The following is an 18012-nucleotide window of genomic DNA, read 5'->3' on the forward strand; positions in this document are numbered from 1 at the left end:
CGTTCTTTTCGGTTTTTATCCTTGTTGTTGTTGGTATTATTCTGATTTTTTTTCATCGGTGCAAATGTAAAAAATTTAATCTTCGAAAAACAATGCTTTGCTTAAAATAACTTTTAATTTTCGTAATCTTTAAAGGCTTCAAGAATTAATTCGTTTTCAACTATTTGATTAATTTTGATACCACCGATTCCCTCAATCAGTGCAAATTGAATGGTTCCATATTCATTTTTCTTGTCATGAATCAGAAGCTCGAGAATAGGATCAATGTCTTCATTGTTAAAAATAATCTTGTCGTAAATAGCGTGAATCGTTTTTTTAATTTCTTGATATTCTTCGGTAGTTAGGAGACCTTTTTCTTTTGAAATATAAGCTTCTAATATCATTCCAATAGCTATTGCTTCACCATGCAACAAGGTCGTTTTTTCTGCATTTTCCAAAAAATAACTTTCAATTGCATGACCTAAAGTGTGACCAAAATTTAAAGCTTTTCGAATTCCTTTTTCAGTAGGATCTTGCATCACGATTTCATTCTTTATTGCTACAGAACGATGAATAAGTGCATCAAATTCATCATAATTTATTGCGTCCAAATACAAGAATTTTTCCCAATACTCTTTATCATAAATCAATCCGTGCTTTAGCATTTCTGCCAATCCAGATCGCATTTCAATTTGTGATAGCGTTGCTAAATAAGCGGTATCAATTAAAACCATTTTTGGAACATTAATGACTCCTATTTGATTTTTTAAATTTCCTAAATCAACCCCATTTTTACCTCCAACTGAAGCATCAACCATAGATAATAAAGTAGTTGGGATATGAATAAAATCAACCCCACGTTTGAAAGTTGAAGCCACAAAACCACCTAAATCGGTCACTACACCTCCTCCTAAATTAAGAATCAGGGTTTTTCGATCCGCACCTAATTCGGTCAATACTTTCCAAATTTCAATACATGTTTCAATGTTTTTATTCGCTTCACCTGCATCGAATTCAATAATTTCTATGGATAAATCTGTCTCTAATTGAGGTAAAAACGTTGGTAAACAGCTGTCTACCGTATGGCTATCTACAATAATAAAAAGATTAGAATACTTATGTTCGTTTAAAAAAAGATTCAGGTGATCGTAAGCACTTTCGTTAAAATGAACAGGGTAATTGTTGGCTATTATTGTTTTCATACTTTTCAAAATAATTAAGTCGCAAAATAAGGCAATTTTTAGTTATTAGAATTCAAAACTCTATCTATATTTGCAATAAAAATGTAACAAATAATGAACAATTTATTTAATAACACACAAGTTGCCTTTGCTTTAAAAAGTGATACTGAACTAGATAGAGCTTATTTTTTGTTTAAAATGATTGCAAGTGAACCCTTGGTTCGAATTGGAACTGCTGTAACTAATTTTGCAATTAAAGCAAACTTACCCGTTGAAAGTCTTATCAGGGCTACCGTTTTTGATCATTTTTGTGGAGGTATCAACGAAAACGATTGTTTAAGTGTAGTAGATAAAATGTTTACCAAAGGCGTTTCGTCCGTATTAGATTATTCTGTGGAAGGCAAAGAAGAGGAAGCTCAATTTGATGCGGCTCTAAAAATGACTTTAAAAACAATAGAATTTGCCAAAGAACGACTCGCTATACCGTTTGCTGTATTTAAACCTACTGGTTTGGGCAGATTAGCTTTGTATGAAAAATTAGGGGAGAAAAAAGAGCTAACAGCTGAAGAAACTATAGAATGGAACAAAATTGTAGAACGTTTTGATACCGTTTGCAAAGAAGCCTACATTAAAGATGTTGCCTTGTTAATAGATGCAGAAGAAAGTTGGATGCAAAATGTAGCGGATGAATTGGTTACCACTATGATGCGTAAATACAATAAAGAAAAAGCAATAATCTTCAATACTTTACAAATGTACCGTTGGGATCGTTTGGATTATTTGAAAAAATTACATGAGGAAGCTAAAAGAGACCAATTTTTCATCGGTATGAAATTAGTTCGCGGGGCTTATATGGAAAAAGAAAATCTTCGTGCCCAAGAAATGAATTATCCAACCCCAATTTGTGCCTCAAAAGAAGCAACCGATGCTAATTATGATGCTGCAGTTACTTACATGATGGAACATTTGGAATTTATGTCCATTTTTGCAGGAACACACAACGAATTAAGCACCTACAAATTGATTGATTTGATGGAAAAAAACGGTGTTAAAAATAATGACCCTCGTATTTATTTCGGTCAATTGTATGGAATGAGCGATAATATCAGTTATAATCTTGCTGAAAACGGCTACAATGTTGCTAAGTATTTACCTTTTGGCCCTGTGAAAGATGTAATGCCATACTTAATAAGACGTGCAGAAGAAAACACTTCCGTTGCTGGACAAACCAGTCGCGAATTATTATTGATTAAAACCGAAAGAAAAAGAAGAAAAGAGAAAAATGCTTAATTTGAAACGTTTGATTTTTGGGTATGATTTTTTTTAAAAAGGAAATACCTTATATTTGGCGCTCAAAATAATCCAAACAAGTAATAATCTTTTGAAAATAAATCAAATACCATTTCTTGTGCAATAAGGAACAAGATCGATTTTTATTTTCGAAACGCAAATATTGACAAAAAAATGAAATTATTAGAAGGAAAAGTAGCCATCATTACTGGCGCAAGTCGTGGAATTGGAAAAGGAATTGCCGAAGTTTTTGCCAAACATGGCGCTAATATTGCATTCACATACAGCTCATCTGTTGAATCCGCTTTGGCTTTAGAAAATGAATTGAATACAATGGGCATCAAAGCCAAAGGTTACCAATCGAATGCAGCAGATTTCAACGAAGCACAAACTTTTGTTGACGCAGTTTTAGCAGATTTCGGCTCGGTGGATATTTTAATCAATAACGCTGGAATCACTAAAGATAATTTAATGATGCGTATGTCAGAAGCTGATTTTGATCAAGTGATTGATGTGAATTTGAAATCGGTATTTAACATGACAAAAGCCATTCAAAAAACCTTTTTAAAACAACGTGCGGGTTCTATTATCAATATGAGTTCAGTGGTTGGAGTAAAAGGAAATGCTGGTCAAACGAATTATGCCGCCTCAAAAGCAGGTGTGATTGGTTTTTCAAAATCAGTGGCTTTAGAATTGGGGTCTCGTAATATTCGTTGTAACGTAATTGCACCAGGATTTATTGAAACCGAAATGACCGCCAAATTAAGTGACGATGTTGTCAAAGGTTGGAGAGAAGGAATTCCTTTAAAACGTGGTGGTTCTACAGACGACGTAGCCAATGCTTGCTTGTTCTTTGCATCAGATATGAGTGCTTATGTAACTGGACAAGTGCTAAACGTTTGTGGTGGAATGCTTACATAAAAAACTTTGGTTTTTAGATCCAATTCAAAGTGAAATCTAGCTAAAAAAGCTATATAGTATTGCTAAAACATGACGTAATTACCATTAAAATATGACGATAAACACGATTCTATTCCTGCTCATTGCAATAGTTGTAGCTGCAAGTTTGTCGTATTTTCAGTACTTTTACAAAGCCAAAAACCAATCCAAAGTATATTGGTTTTTGGCTTTTTTACGTTTTGTTACTATTTTGGGAGTATTCGTGTTGTTAATCAATCCGATCATCAGTACCTCTCAGTTGGAAGTCATCAAAACACCTTTACCCATTATAGTTGACAACTCAAGTTCGGTTGTTTTTTTGAATGCTAAAACACAAGCTACCGAGTCGTTTGGCAAAATTATTTCCAATACAGCCATTCAAAACAAGTTTGAGGTGCAGTCGTATGTTTTTGATACCGCATTGCAACAATCGGATGCTTTTAATTTTAAAGGAACACAAACGAAAGTGGATGTTGTGGCCAAAGATTTGAAGAGTTTGTATAAAAACCATCATTTTCCAACCATTCTTATTACGGATGGGAATCAAACTTCGGGCAATGATTATGTATTTGCTTTTAAAGCCGATAATCCTGTTTTTCCAGTTGTTTTAGGCGACACTACAGCGGTTTTTGATTTAAAAATCAATCAGCTCAATGTGAATAAATATGCATTTTATAAGAACAAATTTCCTGTTGAAGTTTTTGTACACTATTCAGGAAACCGACCGGTTAATGCTAATTTCTCCATTTCAGAGGCTGGTAATACACTTACCAAACAGCAAATCAATTTTTCTCCCAATAAAAAAACAGTCAATTTTACGGTTCTTTTACCTGCGGATAAAATAGGATTACACCTTTTTAAAGCTTCAATAGCTTCAAGTTTAAAGGAAAAAAACACGTACAATAATTCCAAAAATTTTGCGGTAGATGTTTTAGATCAAAAAACAAGTATTGGCATTGTTTCGGCTATAAACCATCCTGACATCAGCGCTTTAAAACGCGCCATTGAAACTAATGCACAACGTAAAGTAAATATTATTAAGCCTCAAGAAATCAAATCATTAAAAAATTATAATGTTTTGATTATGTACCAACCTAACACTTCTTTTAAGACTATACTTGACAACGCAAAAACGGCAGGAATCAACACCTTAACCGTTACTGGAATGGCTACCGATTTTGTGTTTTTAAACCAACAGCAAACCGATTTGGCGTTCAAAATGAGCAATCAGAAAGAAGACTATTTACCTTCTTTTAATACCAAATTCAATTTGTTTGCCTCAGAAAATATTGGTCTTGACAATTTCCCTCCTTTGAATCATCCATTCGGAACAGTGACAACTCGAGAAAACGTATCGATTTTACTTTTTTCAAAAATTAGAAGTATTGAGACCGGAATGCCACTTTTAGCTTTTGCAGAGGCAGGAGGAAAACGAAGCGCCTACTTATTGGGAGAAAATAGTTGGAAATGGCGTTTGCAATCGTATGTGCAGCAACAATCTTTTGATAAATACGATACATTTATTGACAAAGCAATTCAGTTTTTAAGTTCAAATAGCACTAAAAAAACCTTTAATGTAACGCATGAAAATTTTTATAATTCAGGAGAAGCCATAGCCATAACAGCAGAGTTTTTCAATAAAAATTATGAATTTGATGAAAATGCTCGATTAACTATTTCGGTCACCAATACCAAAAATAAGCAACAAAAAAATTACGACTTACTTAAAAGTACTAATACTTATCAGGTCAATTTAGATGGACTTTCGGCAGGTAATTATACATTTACTGTAAAAGAACTCAATACAAATTCAACCTATTCTGGACGATTTGAAATCTTAGATTTTGACATTGAAAAACAATTTGTTACACCAGACTACTCAAAACTAAACCAATTAGCAGAGCAAACCAATGGAAAAACGTTTCTCCCTAAACAAGTTGATCAATTAATAGATCAATTACTTGCGGATGAATCGTTCAAGCCGATAGAGAAAGAAATTACTACAAAATTCCCTTTGATTGATTGGATATGGCTTTTGATTATCATCGCCATTTGTTTATCTGCTGAATGGTTTCTACGTAAATACCATGGATTGTTGTAAATTTAGAACTTGTATTTAAATCAACCTCATGGATTTTAGATTAAAAGTTTTTTTCACTGTAGCCACTCGGCTTAATTTTACTAAGGCAGCAGCAGAGTTGTATATTAGTCAACCTGCCGTTTCAAAACATATTCACGAATTAGAGGAGACCTATAATACCAAACTTTTTGAGAGAAATGGTTCGAAAATTGCGTTAACTCCCGCTGGACATCTTTTGTTGAAACATACCAAAGCTATTTTCGATATTTATAGAAATATTGAATTTGACATGAGTACTTTTGTAAGTCAACGTAAGGGATTGCTTAGACTTGGTGCTAGTACCACGATTTCTCAATATGTAATTCCTCCTGTTTTAGCACAATTTCATCAAAGGGAAACAGATATCAGTATTCAATTGACAAATGGAAATACCGAGCAAATTGAAACAGCTTTACTTCAAAAAGAAATTGAAATTGGAATTGTAGAGGGACAATCCAAAAATCAATCCATCAAATATGTTCCTTTTTTGAAAGACGAATTGGTTTTGGTTTGTCATTCTAAGCATCCTTTAGCTAAGCAAAATGAGATTTCAATTGAAGATTTGAAAACACTTCGTCTGTTGACTCGTGAACGTGGGTCTGGAACACTTGAAGTTATAACTTATGCTTTGAGAAAACACAACATTCAACTCTCTGACTTGCAAATTGAAATGGAATTGGGAAGTACCGAAAGCATCAAGTCGTATTTATTGCATTCAGAATGCTTGGCTTTTATGTCAATATTTTCAATAGAAAGTGAACTGAAGAGTGGAGAATTGTCTATTGTAGATATTCAGGGACTCAGCTTTGAGCGCGACATTTATGTTATTACTTTGATGGGGAAGTCGGATACTTTGGCTACCTTGTTCATTCAAAGTCTATTCAAGTATTATAACTTAGAGTTATAGTCTATCTTTTTTTTGAATTGGCATTTGCGGTATAATCGTCGGATCTTTGCATAGTAATATTAACAAACATCACAATGGAAACGATCTCAAATAAAAAACACGCACCCAAACAACATTTATTTCAATTGAATAGAACTACACAACAAATTATATTTGTATTATTATTAATGTCTTGTGCAGTTTTTCCAATTATTTCACCCCCAGTTGCCTTATTAATAGGATTGATAATCGCCAATTTGTTTGGACATCCTTTTTTGCATTTAAATCACAAAGCTACTTCTGTTTTGTTGCAAATTTCAGTAGTAGGTTTAGGTTTCGGTATGAATTTGCATTGTGCCATTGATGCGGGAAAAGAAGGATTTCTGTTTACTGTGGTTTCTATTTTTTCAACCTTAATTTTAGGTTATTTTGTGGGAAAATGGATGGGTATTGACAAAAAAATCTCACATTTGATTTCTTGTGGTACCGCTATCTGTGGTGGAAGTGCCATTGCAGCTATTGCTCCAGTTGTCAAATCTAATGAAAATCAAACATCGGTAGGGTTGGGTGTTATTTTTATTTTGAACTCAGTAGCGTTGTTTTTATTTCCTGCTATTGGTCATTGGTTAGAACTTTCACAAAATGATTTTGGTTTGTGGTGTGCTATTGCGATACATGACACGAGTTCTGTTGTAGGTGCAGCCGACAAATTTGGTGCCGAGGCCTTACAAGTGGCTACTACAGTCAAATTGGCTAGAGCTTTATGGATTATTCCGATTGCTATTGGATCGTCATACATTTTTAAAAGTGGAAAAAGCAAAGTTAAAATCCCTTACTTTATATTCTTGTTCATCTTAGCTTTAGTTGTAAATACTTACATGCCATCGGTATCAACAGTAGCGCCTTATTTTGTAACGATTGCCAAAGTAGGTTTAACTATTACATTATTTTTAATTGGTTCTGGTTTAAATATCAGTAAATTGAAAGAAGTGGGTGTGAAACCTTTATTGCAAGGGGTGTTGTTATGGGCTTTTATCGCTTCTACTTCTTTGTTTGTAATTATGAAACTGAGTTAATTTATAGTAGTATATTTTTATTTATTAGATTATAAAGGTTGCTAATTGCAATAGACTGCCCTCAAATAGTTGAACACTATTTGGGGGCTTTTTTTATGGTATTAAAAATAAAATATATTTTTACTTATAAAGGTGAATAGATAGATTTAGTCTCAAAATTCACTATTTATTTAAAGAGTATTAAATAGAAAGAGGATGTGTTAATGTACTATATTTTTTTAATTTCATTTATCTTTCGAAAAATGCAACATTCATTTTTTTGTAGTTCATCTTATAAAATTAAGATTCCCTTAAAACAACTAATAACGAGTTGAGTTTGACTTTAAATACAATACTTTTACTTTATGAATTTAACAAATGTTTATATGAAGAATACGTTGCTACTATTATTTCTTTTTTTGACCGCAAATGGTTTTTCTCAAAACTGGAGAACCAATTTTGATGATACAAAAGCACAAGCTACTAAAGAGGACAAAAATATCGTTTTGGTATTTTCTGGTTCTGATTGGTGTGCGCCTTGTATGAAATTAGATAATGTAGTTTGGAAATCAGAAGCGTTTAAACAAGAAGTAGAAAAAAATTGGGTTATTTATAAAGCCGATTTTCCAAAGAAAAAAGCGAATCAATTGGCTCCCGATTTAACCGCTGCGAATCAAAAATTAGCCGAAAAATACAATCGTGGGGGAAGCTTTCCTTTAGTAGTGCTATTAGATAAAACTGGGAAAGTGTTAGGAATGACAGGTTTTAAAAATGTTTCTGCCAGTGATTATATTCAATTGATTCATTCGTTAGAGAAAAAATGAAAAAAATAATTCTTTTATTCCTATTAACATCAGTAATCGCTTTTGGGCAAGTGACCCACAAGCGAAAATTGTATATGCTAGGAAGTCCCTTTGAAATGACTGTCGTTGCTAAAGATACAATTCAAGGCAACATTTTTATTGATATGGCTGTTGCCGAAGTAAAGCGCATTGAAAATTTAATTTCAGATTGGATTCCAACCACGCAAATATCTCAAGTGAGTAAAAATTCGGGCATTCAACCTGTAAAAGTTGATAAAGAAGTCTATGATTTGGTAGAACGCGCTATAAAAGTATCACAGCTTACTTCGGGTGCTTTTGATATTTCTTATGCTTCTATGGATAAAATTTGGAAATTCGACGGAAGTATGAAGGCTATGCCCACTCCCGAGGCTATCAAACAATCGGTAGCAAAAATTGGGTATCAAAAAATTGTTTTGGATGCCAAAGCACAGACTATTTACTTGAAGGAAAAAGGAATGAAATTAGGTCTAGGAGGTATTGGTCAAGGCTATATTGCAGATAAAATCAAAGATTTATTGCTATCAAAAGGCTGTACCTCTGGAATTGTAAATGTATCAGGTGATATTAACGCTTGGGGCTATCAAACCACTGGCAAACCTTGGACTGTAGCGATTGTCAATCCAATGAATAAAAGTAAAGTGTTTGCCACTTTTCCACTCGAAAATAGTGCGGTAGAGACTTCAGGCAGTTACGAAAAATATGTGGTTTTTGACGGCAAACGCTATTCTCACATCATTGACCCTAGAACGGGTTATCCAGCACAAGGGATGGTAAGTGTTTCTGTTTTTGCTAAACAAACTGAAATTGCAGATGCTCTAGCTACTGGGATTTTTGTTTTGGGAGTTGATGTAGGGTTGAATTTAGTCAACCAACTGAAAGGCATCGGATGTATAATTGTTGACGATAAAGGGGAAATACATACCTCTAAAAATATTGATATTAAAAAATTTAACTAATGAAAAAATTACTTTTTGCTAGTATAGTGCTAATGGCGCTACAATCTTGTTCTTCTGTAAAAGAATATGAAAAAGTAGCGATTAATGACCCTGATATGAAGCTTGCCGCAAGAGCATCAGAACGCTATGAAACCACTTTTCAGGTCTATAGAGAAGCTTCTGCTGGGGCTAATGGAGGAAAAACTGGTGGTGGTTGTGGATGCAACTAAAACCTTAAAATAATTTATTTTAATTGAAATTTAAATAATGAAAAAAGCCTTATCCATTCTATTATTGTGTATTGTATTCTTTGCCAATGGGCAACAGAAAGACTCCACAGCAGTTGGATTTAAGAAAAGAGTATTAGAAACCACCGAAGTTGATTTCTTGTTGAGCTATTACAAACAAGATGGAATTCATTCGGCTGTTTCTGGTGGTAGCGGAACTGAAAATCTAACCGATGTTACAGCTGCTATAGTAGTAGCAATGCCATTAAGCGATGATGAAGTACTTACGGCTGACATAGGTATTTCTGCTTATTCATCTGCATCATCAAGTAATATTAATCCTTTTGATAGTAATACACCAAACCCTTGGCAATCGAGTTCGGGAGCATCGCAATCAGACCAGTTGACGAGTTTGGCTTTATCGTATTCAGCTAGCTCTGATGACAGAAACACGATTTGGAATGCCCACGTTTCGGCTTCAGTTGAATATGATTATTCTTCTATTGGATTTGGCGGTGGAATTACCAAAGAATTTAATGACAAAAATACTGAAGTAAGCCTTTCTGCTAGTGCGTATTTAGATACGTGGAAACCCATTTATCCGAAAGAATTACAAGATTTTAAAAATAATGGGGATAATTTGAACGGCGGAATATTTGATTATTTTACCATTACTGGAAATACAGCTTATAATCCGAGTCAATTCGAATTCCATAAGGATAAGAAAAGAAATTCTTATTCTGTATCGTTAAGTTTTTCGCAAGTAATTAATAAAAAATTGCAAGCATCGGTGTTTTTGGATGTGTTACAACAACAAGGTTTATTATCTACGCCATATCAAAGGGTATATTTCAAAGATGTGGCTGCTTCCTTTATCAATGATTTTCAATTGGCCAATGATATTGAACGCCTACCAGATTCAAGATTTAAATTACCAATAGGAGCGAGGCTGCATTATTACATCAATGAGCGCTTTGTACTGAGAACCTATTATCGATTCTATTCTGATAACTGGGGAATACAATCACATACCGCTAGTATTGAATTACCAATAAAACTAACGGATCGCTTTACGGTTTTCCCTATGTATCGTTATTATACACAAACGGCTTCAGACTATTTTGCACCAATCAATACGCATTTATCAACGGATCAATTCTACACTTCTGATTATGATTTGTCAGCTTTTGATGCCAATCAGTATGGATTTGGGGTCAATTATACCGATATTTTTACAGGAGCAAAAATTTGGAAATTTGGCTTGAAAAATATTGATTTTAGATACAATCATTACGATAGGAGTGATGGTTTGAAAGCTGATATCGTTTCACTTGGATTCAAGTTTTTAATGCAATAACTATGAAAATTCTTATTGTAGAAGACGAAGTTGGAATTGCTGATTTTCTCAAACAAGGTTTAGAAGAAGAGGGCTATTCAGTATTGGTAGCTTACGATGGTGAAGCAGGTTTAGCCTTGGCTTTACAGCAAAAAGTAAACGTTATTTTATTGGATTGGATGCTGCCAAAAATGCACGGAATAGACATTTGTAAAGCCATTCGAAAAGCCAATATTCAAACGCCTATTTTGTTTTTGACTGCTAGAGATACCGTACAAGAAACGATAGAAGGTTTGAAAGCTGGAGCGAATGATTACATCAAAAAACCTTTTAGTTTTGATGAATTAATTGAACGAATTAAAATTCATTTTAGAAATACCACTTCCAATGACATATTGGTTTTAGGCAACATCAGCATTGATCCGTCCAAACATCAAGTGCTGCTGGGCGATCAAGAAGTTAATCTTACGCAACGCGAATATGAATTATTAGTATATTTAATCAAAAATAAAGGAAAAGTTTGTACTCGAAATCAAATTATTGAGGACGTTTGGGATATTCATTTCGAATACGATACAGGAGTTATTGATGTTTTTATGAACGCTATCCGAAAAAAACTCAATCTCAATAAAGAAGAAGATCTCATCAAAACCATTCGTGGCGTTGGCTATATTGCGAATGATTAATTTCAACTTGTTGGATTTAATTAAAATAAAAAAAATGTAACCACATAGAATCATAGATTAAGCCAATTTGAAGAAGAATAAAATAGAAATAGCACTATTTCTCACATAGAAAGGCTATGTGAAAAGTAAAACGTCTACGAATTCCTTTTAAAAGACTATAAACTCTATGTTTTTCCTGTGTGGTAAAAAAATAGTTTACCTAACGGGTTAATTTCACTTAAATATGTTTTCATTTTCATACAAAGACAGAATTGCCTTTAACTATATTTTGAGCACTGGGCTCTTAATTTCTGTCGTTTTCATTGTGATTTTTCAAAGTATGAAATACAATGTGAACACGCACATTAATGAAGACATTCAAACTGAAGTTCAAAAGCATTTAGAAGAAATTGAAATCGATCGCAACAATACCTATTTAATTCAAGTCGATCAATGGCGTGCGAGAGAGCATAACACTGTAAATGTTAACCCTGTTTTTGTACAGTTTTTTGATAGTAATAATCAATTGATTGACAAGTCGCCCAATTTGAAAGGACTTCAACTTAAAATGTACAAAGAGTCATTTGACAACAAATTCATCGACACCTATTTGAATAAAACTCCTATTCGTCAGATTCAAGTGCCATTGTTTGACCAACAAAAAGTGGTAGGACATTTGTTTGTAGCCATGTCATTAGATGATGCACAAATGATTTTGAATAATTTACGCAATACTCTTTTTGTTTCTTTTCCTTTAATACTCATTTTGCTGTTCCTGATTGCTCGATTGATTGCAGGTCGAAGCATAAAACCTGTTACTGCCATCACCGAAACCTCTAGTAACATTACAAAAGACAACCTAAAAGGACGGATCGTTTTACCTCAAAACAAAGATGAACTCTACACGCTTTCCAAAACAATCAATGATTTACTGGATCGAATAGAAAATGCTGTAGAACGCGAAAAACAATTCACCTCGGATGCTTCTCACGAATTAAGAACACCATTGACCGTTTTGAAAGGGACTTTAGAAGTATTGATACGCAAACCGAGAACACAAGCAGAGTACGAAGAAAAAATTGCATACAGTATTAAAGAAGTCAATCGTGTAAATAACTTGGTGGATCAATTATTGTTATTGGCGCGGTTCGAGAATCAAAAACAACGATTAAAAATTGAGAAGGTTTATTTGAACGCATTGATTTTGGATACTTTGACGATGTATTCAGAGAAGATAAAGTCGAAGAAAACAACCGTTGTTAGTCAATTTACTACTGATTATTATATTGAATCCGATCATTATTTAGTGGCGATAATTATTGGAAATATTATCAGTAACGCCATCAAGTATTCAGGAGAAAATACTGTGGTTACAATTGATTTGAATAAAGACGAAAAAGGCACCCACTGCATCATTACCGACCAAGGAATTGGTATAGCCAAAGCCGATTTGGATAAAATTTACAACCCTTTTTATCGTTCTAATGCGACTAATCATCCTACGATAAAAGGCTCTGGATTAGGACTCTCTATAGTGAAACGAATTGCAGAATTACTCCCTATGGATATCGAAATTTTTAGTGAAACTGGCAAAGGAACTAAAGTAGTCTTAAGTTTTCATTAACCTCTTTTTAAGCCGTTCTTAAGATATTTCATATATTTACCACTTACTTTTGTACTAAAGCTTGACGCTGTAACCATTTGAAAGTAGTTGTATATGTCTGTCAAAAAAATAACGACCCTTTTGTTTCTATTTGTTTTTGTGTATTCCAACACAGAAATAGGGCAGTTATTCAAAATACCCAATTTGGTTCAGCATTATTTAGAGCATCAAAATCACAACCAAGAACAAGCCTTTTCGTTTATAGATTTTACCATCAGCCATTACAATAATTTAAACAAACACACCGATACCGATGGTCACGATAAGCACGAAAACTTACCATTCAAGAGCCAAACTATCAATCTCGATACGGTTGTCTTGGCTTTTGAGGAACCTCAATCTATTTTTACTTTAAAAAAACCTATTCTTGTTGCTGTGAATCAATCACTTCCGATTTATAAAGAATGGTATATTTCTAACGTATTTAGTTCTATTTGGCAACCGCCTAAACTAGTTTAAAATTATCTTTATAATTAATTATCTTTTTGATAGTTACTATTTCGTGAGTTACTAGATTTCTAATAATTCTAAACGTATAATTTTTTAATTTACTAGTATGCTAAATAAAATCATAGCATTTTCTATCCAAAACAAACTCATTGTATTGTTGTTTACTTTGAGCGTGTTCGGTTTCGGATTGTTCTCTGTATTCCAAATTTCTATCGGCGCTGTTCCTGATGTTACCAACAATCAAGTGCAAGTGATTACCACTTCACGCAATCTTTCGACTCAAGATATTGAGCAATTTATTACGTATCCTGTCGAGATTGAAATGGCTAATTTGCCAGGCGTAAAAGAAATTCGTTCCATTTCAAAATTCGGATTATCGGTCGTAACGATTGTTTTTGATGACGATTTGGGAACTTATTTGCCTCGTCAATTAATTGCCGAAAAAATAAAAGCCGCTTCCGAAAAAATCCCCGAAGGTTTTGGTACACCCGAAATGGGACCAATTACCACTGGATTGGGAGAAATTTACCAATACACTTTGGAGGTAAAACCTCAGTTTAAAAACAACTATTCCATAACCGATTTAAGAACAATTCAGGATTGGATTGTGAAACGACAATTATCTGGAATCAATGGAGTGGTCGAAATCAATACTTGGGGTGGTTATTTAAAACAATACGAAATCAGTATTCGTCCTTCGGAATTAAAGGCGATGAATTGTAGTTTGACTGAAATTTTTACCGCTTTGGAGAAGAATAACAGTATTGCTGGTGGGGCTTATATCGAAAAAACAAATCAAAGTTATTTCATTCGTGGCGAAGGAAAAGTCAATAGCATTCAGGATATTGAAAACATTGTGGTTAAAAACACCAATGGTCTTCCCGTTTTGATTAAAAATATTGCCAAAGTTCAATTTGGTCACGCTAATCGTTTTGGAGCGATTACCGGAAATGGAGAAGGAGAGAAGGTGCTCGGACAAGTGATGATGCTTAAGGGCGCCAACTCAAAACAGGTAATTAGTGATGTCAAAGATAGAGTAGCCGAAATCCAAAAATCACTGCCAGAAGGCGTGTATATCAATGGTTTTTTAGAAAGAAGTGAACTCGTTGGAAAAACCACCTTTACGGTAGCCGAGAATTTAATTTTAGGCTGTTTGATAGTAATCTTTGTGGTGGTTTTATTGCTAGGAAATTGGCGTTCTGGATTGGTCGTGGCTTCGGTGATTCCGTTGTGTTTGTTGTTTGCCATTTCGTTTATGAATATTTTCGGAATCGATGCCAATTTGATGAGCTTAGGTGCCATTGATTTTGGAATTATTATCGATGGAGCGGTAATTATTGTTGAATTTATTGCCTTTCAAATTGCTCAAAATTCGGCACATTTGGCGGGATTAAACAAAGAAAATCGCCAAATTGAAATTGACCAAATCACCTATAAAAGCGCTTCTAAAATGATGAATTCTGCCATTTTTGGCCAGTTAATCATTCTGATTGTTTTTATTCCGATTTTGTCTTTGTCAAGCATCGAAGGAAAGATGTTCAAGCCAATGGCTATGACGTTTAGCTTTGCTTTATTGGGCGCGATGATTTTCTGTTTTACTTATGTTCCTGTTGTAGCTTCGATGTTTTTAAAACCAACAAGAGAAAATCCAAACTCGATTTCAGAGAAGCTAATTCGTAAATTAAATTCTTGGTATTTACCAGCAATTACTTGGGCTTTGGGAAATACCAAAAAAGTATTGTACGGAGCCCTTGCGTTATTGGTGTTTTCGGGAGTTTTATTTAGTACTATGGGAGGTGAATTTATTCCCACCTTAGACGAAGGAGATTTTGTGATTCAACCTGTTTTAAAAACAGGAACTTCTTTGACTAAGACCATTGAAACTACTACTAAGATTGAGAAAATTATCCTTAAAAATTTCCCAGAAGTAGAGCAAGTCGTATCAAGAATTGGCGCCGCCGAAGTCCCAACCGACCCAATGTCGATGGAGGAAAGTGATATTATTGTGAAACTAAAACCTAAATCAGAATGGGTTTCCGCCACTTCCAAAGATGAATTGGCCGATAAAATAAAAGAAGCAATAAACGCCCAAATTCCAAATATGGAAATCGAGTTTACACAACCTATTGAAATGCGTTTTAATGAGTTAATTTCTGGAACTCGTTCTGATGTGGCGATTAAGATTTTCGGAACCGATTTGGATGTTTTGTCTAGAAAAGCGCACGAAATAGAACGCGCCATCAAAAAAGTTCCTGGCGCTTCCGATGTTATCATAGAAAAAACAGAAGGTTTACCTCAAATGGTAGTGCATTTTGATCGCTCCAAAATTGCGCGCTACGGTTTGAATATTGAAGATTTGAACGACGCCATCGCGCTGAGCTTCGCTGGAAAAGTAGTGGGAAATGTTTTTGAAGGCGAAAAGCGATTCGATATGGTGATTCGTTTAGACCAAAGCAACAGAAAGAGTATTGAGGATTTGAAAAACCTATATGTTTCTGTTCCTAATGGAGGTCAAATTCCGTTGAGCGAATTGGCAAAAATCGAATACTCTGAAGGACCAGCCAAAATATCGCGCGACAATACTAACCGACGCATTGTGGTTGGAATCAATGTTCGTAATAGAGATTTACAAAGTGTAGTGACTGATATTCAAAAAATTGTGGATACGCAAATTAAGCTACCCGCGGGATATTATGTGCAATACGGCGGGCAATTCGAAAATTTAGAAAGTGCCAAAGCCCGATTGCTTATTGCTGTTCCTATCGCTTTGTTGTTGATATTTATACTGTTGCATTTTGCTTTTGGCTCAATGAAAGAAGCTTTGATGGTGTATTCGGCGATTCCGTTATCAGCAGTGGGAGGAATTTTGTTGTTGTGGATTCGTGATTTGCCTTTCAGTATTTCGGCAGGGGTTGGTTTTATTGCCCTTTTTGGTATTGCAGTATTGAACGGAATCGTGCTTATTGAACATTTTAAAGAACTAAAACATCAAGGAATGACCGATATGAATGCCTTAATTTTGAAAGGAACTACCGACCGTTTGCGTCCAGTGCTATTGACCGCCGCCGCTGCTGCTTTAGGATTTTTACCAATGGCGATTTCGTCATCGGCAGGAGCAGAGGTACAACGTCCTTTGGCTACTGTAGTGATTGGTGGACTTTTTACAGCTACAGTATTGACCTTGATTGTATTGCCAATTCTGTTCAAAGTCTTTGATTCAAAAGAATTCAAAAGACCAAAATTGAAGAAAGGCAAAAAGCACCTAACTGTTATTTTACTTTTGTTAGCCAGTAGCTTTGGATTTGCCCAAAACACAGCGATGTCACGAGAAGCGGTAATAGCCAAAGCTCTTGAAAACAATAAAGGAATTAAAGCTGCAGCATTGCAAGTCAATAAAATGCAAGAGAATATTAAAAGCAGTTTTACCTTTGAAAAAACCAATGTGTATTATTCGTATGACCAAAATAATTTGGCCTTGAATAATCTACCGCTAAAAGTTTTCGGAGTGCAACAACGCTTTTTGTTTCCTACCGTTTATGGCGTGCAAAAGAAAGCAAATACCTCAGAATTTGAGAAAGAGAAAGCCAATTATGAGCTTCAAAAAAATAAACTTTCACTGCAAGTAGCCAAAACTTATGAGCAAATCGTTTATTGGCAACATCAGGAACGCTTGTATTCTTATTTGGATAGTTTGTACCAAAATTTCTCTAAAGCCAGCGACCGTCGTTTCGAATTGGGCGAAACCAATTATTTAGAAAAAATTACAGCCCAATCGAAATACAGACAAATTAAAACCAAGCTCACACAAATTAACTTTGAGAAAAAAGCACAATACGAATCTTTGCAAGCTTTGGTGCAATCCGATGAAAAAATAAGCATTCTTGAGAAAGAATTAGTACCAATGGCTACTTTGGATACTACCTTAAATAAAGCTATTCATGTTGCTTATTTAGAAAGTATTAGTAAAATGTATAAATCTCAGATTAGCTTGCAAAAACAACATTGGTTACCCGATTTGAATTTGGAATATTTTCAAGGACGAAATAACGGTCTGTCACAATCTTTGTATGGTTTTCAAGTGGGTATTGCGGTTCCTATTTTGTTCTCAGGAAATGTATCCAAAACCAAAGTAGCACAATTAGAATCGCAAAGTTGGGAAGAGCAAAAGCTTAATCAAGAACAGAAAATGACGCAATTTATCCGTCAACAGCAAAATGAAATTGCCAAGTACCAAGAAAGCATCAATTATTACAACGCCACTGGGAAAAAATTATCTGAGGAAATCATCAAAGTGGCGAATAGCAGCTATAAAAATGGAGAAATTGACTTTTTTCAATACATCCAAAGTTTAGAAAATGCTGTGGCAATAAAAATAGAATATGTAGAAGCTGTGCTACAGTTCAACAGCAATCAATTAGAATTACACTACCTTAATTTTTAGT

14 protein-coding genes are annotated in these 18012 nt (G+C 34.4%); 13 read left to right on the forward strand and 1 reads right to left on the reverse strand.

Features of this window, described 5'->3' with window-relative positions; all coding sequences use genetic code 11:
* Window positions 1-113 precede the first annotated feature (113 nt).
* Window positions 114-1181 (reverse strand): 3-dehydroquinate synthase, encoded by a 1068-nt coding sequence (aroB, locus tag AO58_RS0111140; protein WP_024981778.1) that lies wholly within the window; start codon window positions 1179-1181, stop codon window positions 114-116.
* Between the two features lie 93 nt (window positions 1182-1274).
* Between aroB and AO58_RS0111145 the strand changes: the two genes are divergently transcribed.
* The 13 genes from AO58_RS0111145 (at window position 1275) to AO58_RS0111205 (ending at window position 18011) form a co-directional block, all read left to right on the forward strand.
* Window positions 1275-2450 (forward strand): proline dehydrogenase family protein, encoded by a 1176-nt coding sequence (locus AO58_RS0111145; protein ID WP_024981779.1) that lies wholly within the window; start codon window positions 1275-1277, stop codon window positions 2448-2450.
* A gap of 174 nt (window positions 2451-2624) precedes the next feature.
* Window positions 2625-3371 carry a 3-oxoacyl-[acyl-carrier-protein] reductase gene (fabG, locus tag AO58_RS0111150; RefSeq protein WP_024981780.1) on the forward strand — a complete coding sequence of 249 codons (747 nt, stop codon included), beginning with the start codon at window positions 2625-2627 and terminating at the stop codon, window positions 3369-3371.
* Between the two features lie 91 nt (window positions 3372-3462).
* Window positions 3463-5490, forward strand: a complete 2028-nt coding sequence (locus tag AO58_RS0111155) for a hypothetical protein (protein ID WP_024981781.1) — start codon at window positions 3463-3465, stop codon at window positions 5488-5490.
* A 28-nt stretch (window positions 5491-5518) separates the two neighbouring features.
* A complete protein-coding gene (locus AO58_RS0111160) occupies window positions 5519-6415 on the forward strand; it encodes a LysR family transcriptional regulator (protein WP_024981782.1) in 897 nt (298 codons plus the stop codon).
* Window positions 6416-6489: 74 nt separating this feature from the next.
* Window positions 6490-7470 carry a YeiH family protein gene (locus tag AO58_RS0111165; protein WP_024981783.1) on the forward strand — a complete coding sequence of 327 codons (981 nt, stop codon included), beginning with the start codon at window positions 6490-6492 and terminating at the stop codon, window positions 7468-7470.
* Window positions 7471-7814: 344 nt separating this feature from the next.
* A complete protein-coding gene (locus tag AO58_RS0111170; RefSeq protein WP_244530697.1) occupies window positions 7815-8273 on the forward strand; it encodes a thioredoxin family protein in 459 nt (152 codons plus the stop codon).
* Window positions 8270-9250, forward strand: coding sequence for an FAD:protein FMN transferase (locus tag AO58_RS0111175; RefSeq protein ID WP_024981785.1), 981 nt, complete (start codon window positions 8270-8272; stop codon window positions 9248-9250). The genes AO58_RS0111170 and AO58_RS0111175 overlap by 4 nt, the downstream gene beginning before the upstream one ends.
* Complete coding sequence (locus AO58_RS0111180) at window positions 9250-9459, forward strand: DUF4266 domain-containing protein (protein WP_024981786.1); 210 nt, start codon at window positions 9250-9252, stop codon at window positions 9457-9459. The genes AO58_RS0111175 and AO58_RS0111180 overlap by 1 nt, the downstream gene beginning before the upstream one ends.
* Window positions 9460-9496: 37 nt before the next feature.
* Window positions 9497-10813 (forward strand): DUF3570 domain-containing protein, encoded by a 1317-nt coding sequence (locus AO58_RS0111185; protein ID WP_024981787.1) that lies wholly within the window; start codon window positions 9497-9499, stop codon window positions 10811-10813.
* Between the two features lie 2 nt (window positions 10814-10815).
* Window positions 10816-11478: a response regulator transcription factor gene (locus tag AO58_RS0111190; RefSeq protein ID WP_024981788.1), complete on the forward strand. Its 663-nt coding sequence runs from the start codon at window positions 10816-10818 to the stop codon at window positions 11476-11478.
* 223 nt (window positions 11479-11701) lie between these two features.
* Window positions 11702-13081: a sensor histidine kinase gene (locus AO58_RS0111195; protein ID WP_024981789.1), complete on the forward strand. Its 1380-nt coding sequence runs from the start codon at window positions 11702-11704 to the stop codon at window positions 13079-13081.
* 93 nt (window positions 13082-13174) lie between these two features.
* Window positions 13175-13579, forward strand: coding sequence for a hypothetical protein (locus AO58_RS0111200; RefSeq protein ID WP_024981790.1), 405 nt, complete (start codon window positions 13175-13177; stop codon window positions 13577-13579).
* 97 nt (window positions 13580-13676) lie between these two features.
* Window positions 13677-18011 (forward strand): CusA/CzcA family heavy metal efflux RND transporter, encoded by a 4335-nt coding sequence (locus tag AO58_RS0111205; protein WP_024981791.1) that lies wholly within the window; start codon window positions 13677-13679, stop codon window positions 18009-18011.
* Window position 18012: the final 1 nt, after the last annotated feature.

This window comes from Flavobacterium succinicans LMG 10402 (genome assembly GCF_000611675.1).
GTDB classification, from domain to species: domain Bacteria; phylum Bacteroidota; class Bacteroidia; order Flavobacteriales; family Flavobacteriaceae; genus Flavobacterium; species Flavobacterium succinicans.

What these genes read in the sequence shown, in the direction of transcription:
- aroB (WP_024981778.1), bottom strand. Translation starts at nt 1,181, where the DNA reads ATGAAAACAATAATAGCCAACAATTACCCTGTTCATTTTAACGAAAGT.
- AO58_RS0111145 (WP_024981779.1), top strand. Translation starts at nt 1,275, where the DNA reads ATGAACAATTTATTTAATAACACACAAGTTGCCTTTGCTTTAAAAAGT.
- fabG (WP_024981780.1), top strand. Translation starts at nt 2,625, where the DNA reads ATGAAATTATTAGAAGGAAAAGTAGCCATCATTACTGGCGCAAGTCGT.
- AO58_RS0111155 (WP_024981781.1), top strand. Translation starts at nt 3,463, where the DNA reads ATGACGATAAACACGATTCTATTCCTGCTCATTGCAATAGTTGTAGCT.
- AO58_RS0111160 (WP_024981782.1), top strand. Translation starts at nt 5,519, where the DNA reads ATGGATTTTAGATTAAAAGTTTTTTTCACTGTAGCCACTCGGCTTAAT.
- AO58_RS0111165 (WP_024981783.1), top strand. Translation starts at nt 6,490, where the DNA reads ATGGAAACGATCTCAAATAAAAAACACGCACCCAAACAACATTTATTT.
- AO58_RS0111170 (WP_244530697.1), top strand. Translation starts at nt 7,815, where the DNA reads ATGAATTTAACAAATGTTTATATGAAGAATACGTTGCTACTATTATTT.
- AO58_RS0111175 (WP_024981785.1), top strand. Translation starts at nt 8,270, where the DNA reads ATGAAAAAAATAATTCTTTTATTCCTATTAACATCAGTAATCGCTTTT.
- AO58_RS0111180 (WP_024981786.1), top strand. Translation starts at nt 9,250, where the DNA reads ATGAAAAAATTACTTTTTGCTAGTATAGTGCTAATGGCGCTACAATCT.
- AO58_RS0111185 (WP_024981787.1), top strand. Translation starts at nt 9,497, where the DNA reads ATGAAAAAAGCCTTATCCATTCTATTATTGTGTATTGTATTCTTTGCC.
- AO58_RS0111190 (WP_024981788.1), top strand. Translation starts at nt 10,816, where the DNA reads ATGAAAATTCTTATTGTAGAAGACGAAGTTGGAATTGCTGATTTTCTC.
- AO58_RS0111195 (WP_024981789.1), top strand. Translation starts at nt 11,702, where the DNA reads ATGTTTTCATTTTCATACAAAGACAGAATTGCCTTTAACTATATTTTG.
- AO58_RS0111200 (WP_024981790.1), top strand. Translation starts at nt 13,175, where the DNA reads ATGTCTGTCAAAAAAATAACGACCCTTTTGTTTCTATTTGTTTTTGTG.
- AO58_RS0111205 (WP_024981791.1), top strand. Translation starts at nt 13,677, where the DNA reads ATGCTAAATAAAATCATAGCATTTTCTATCCAAAACAAACTCATTGTA.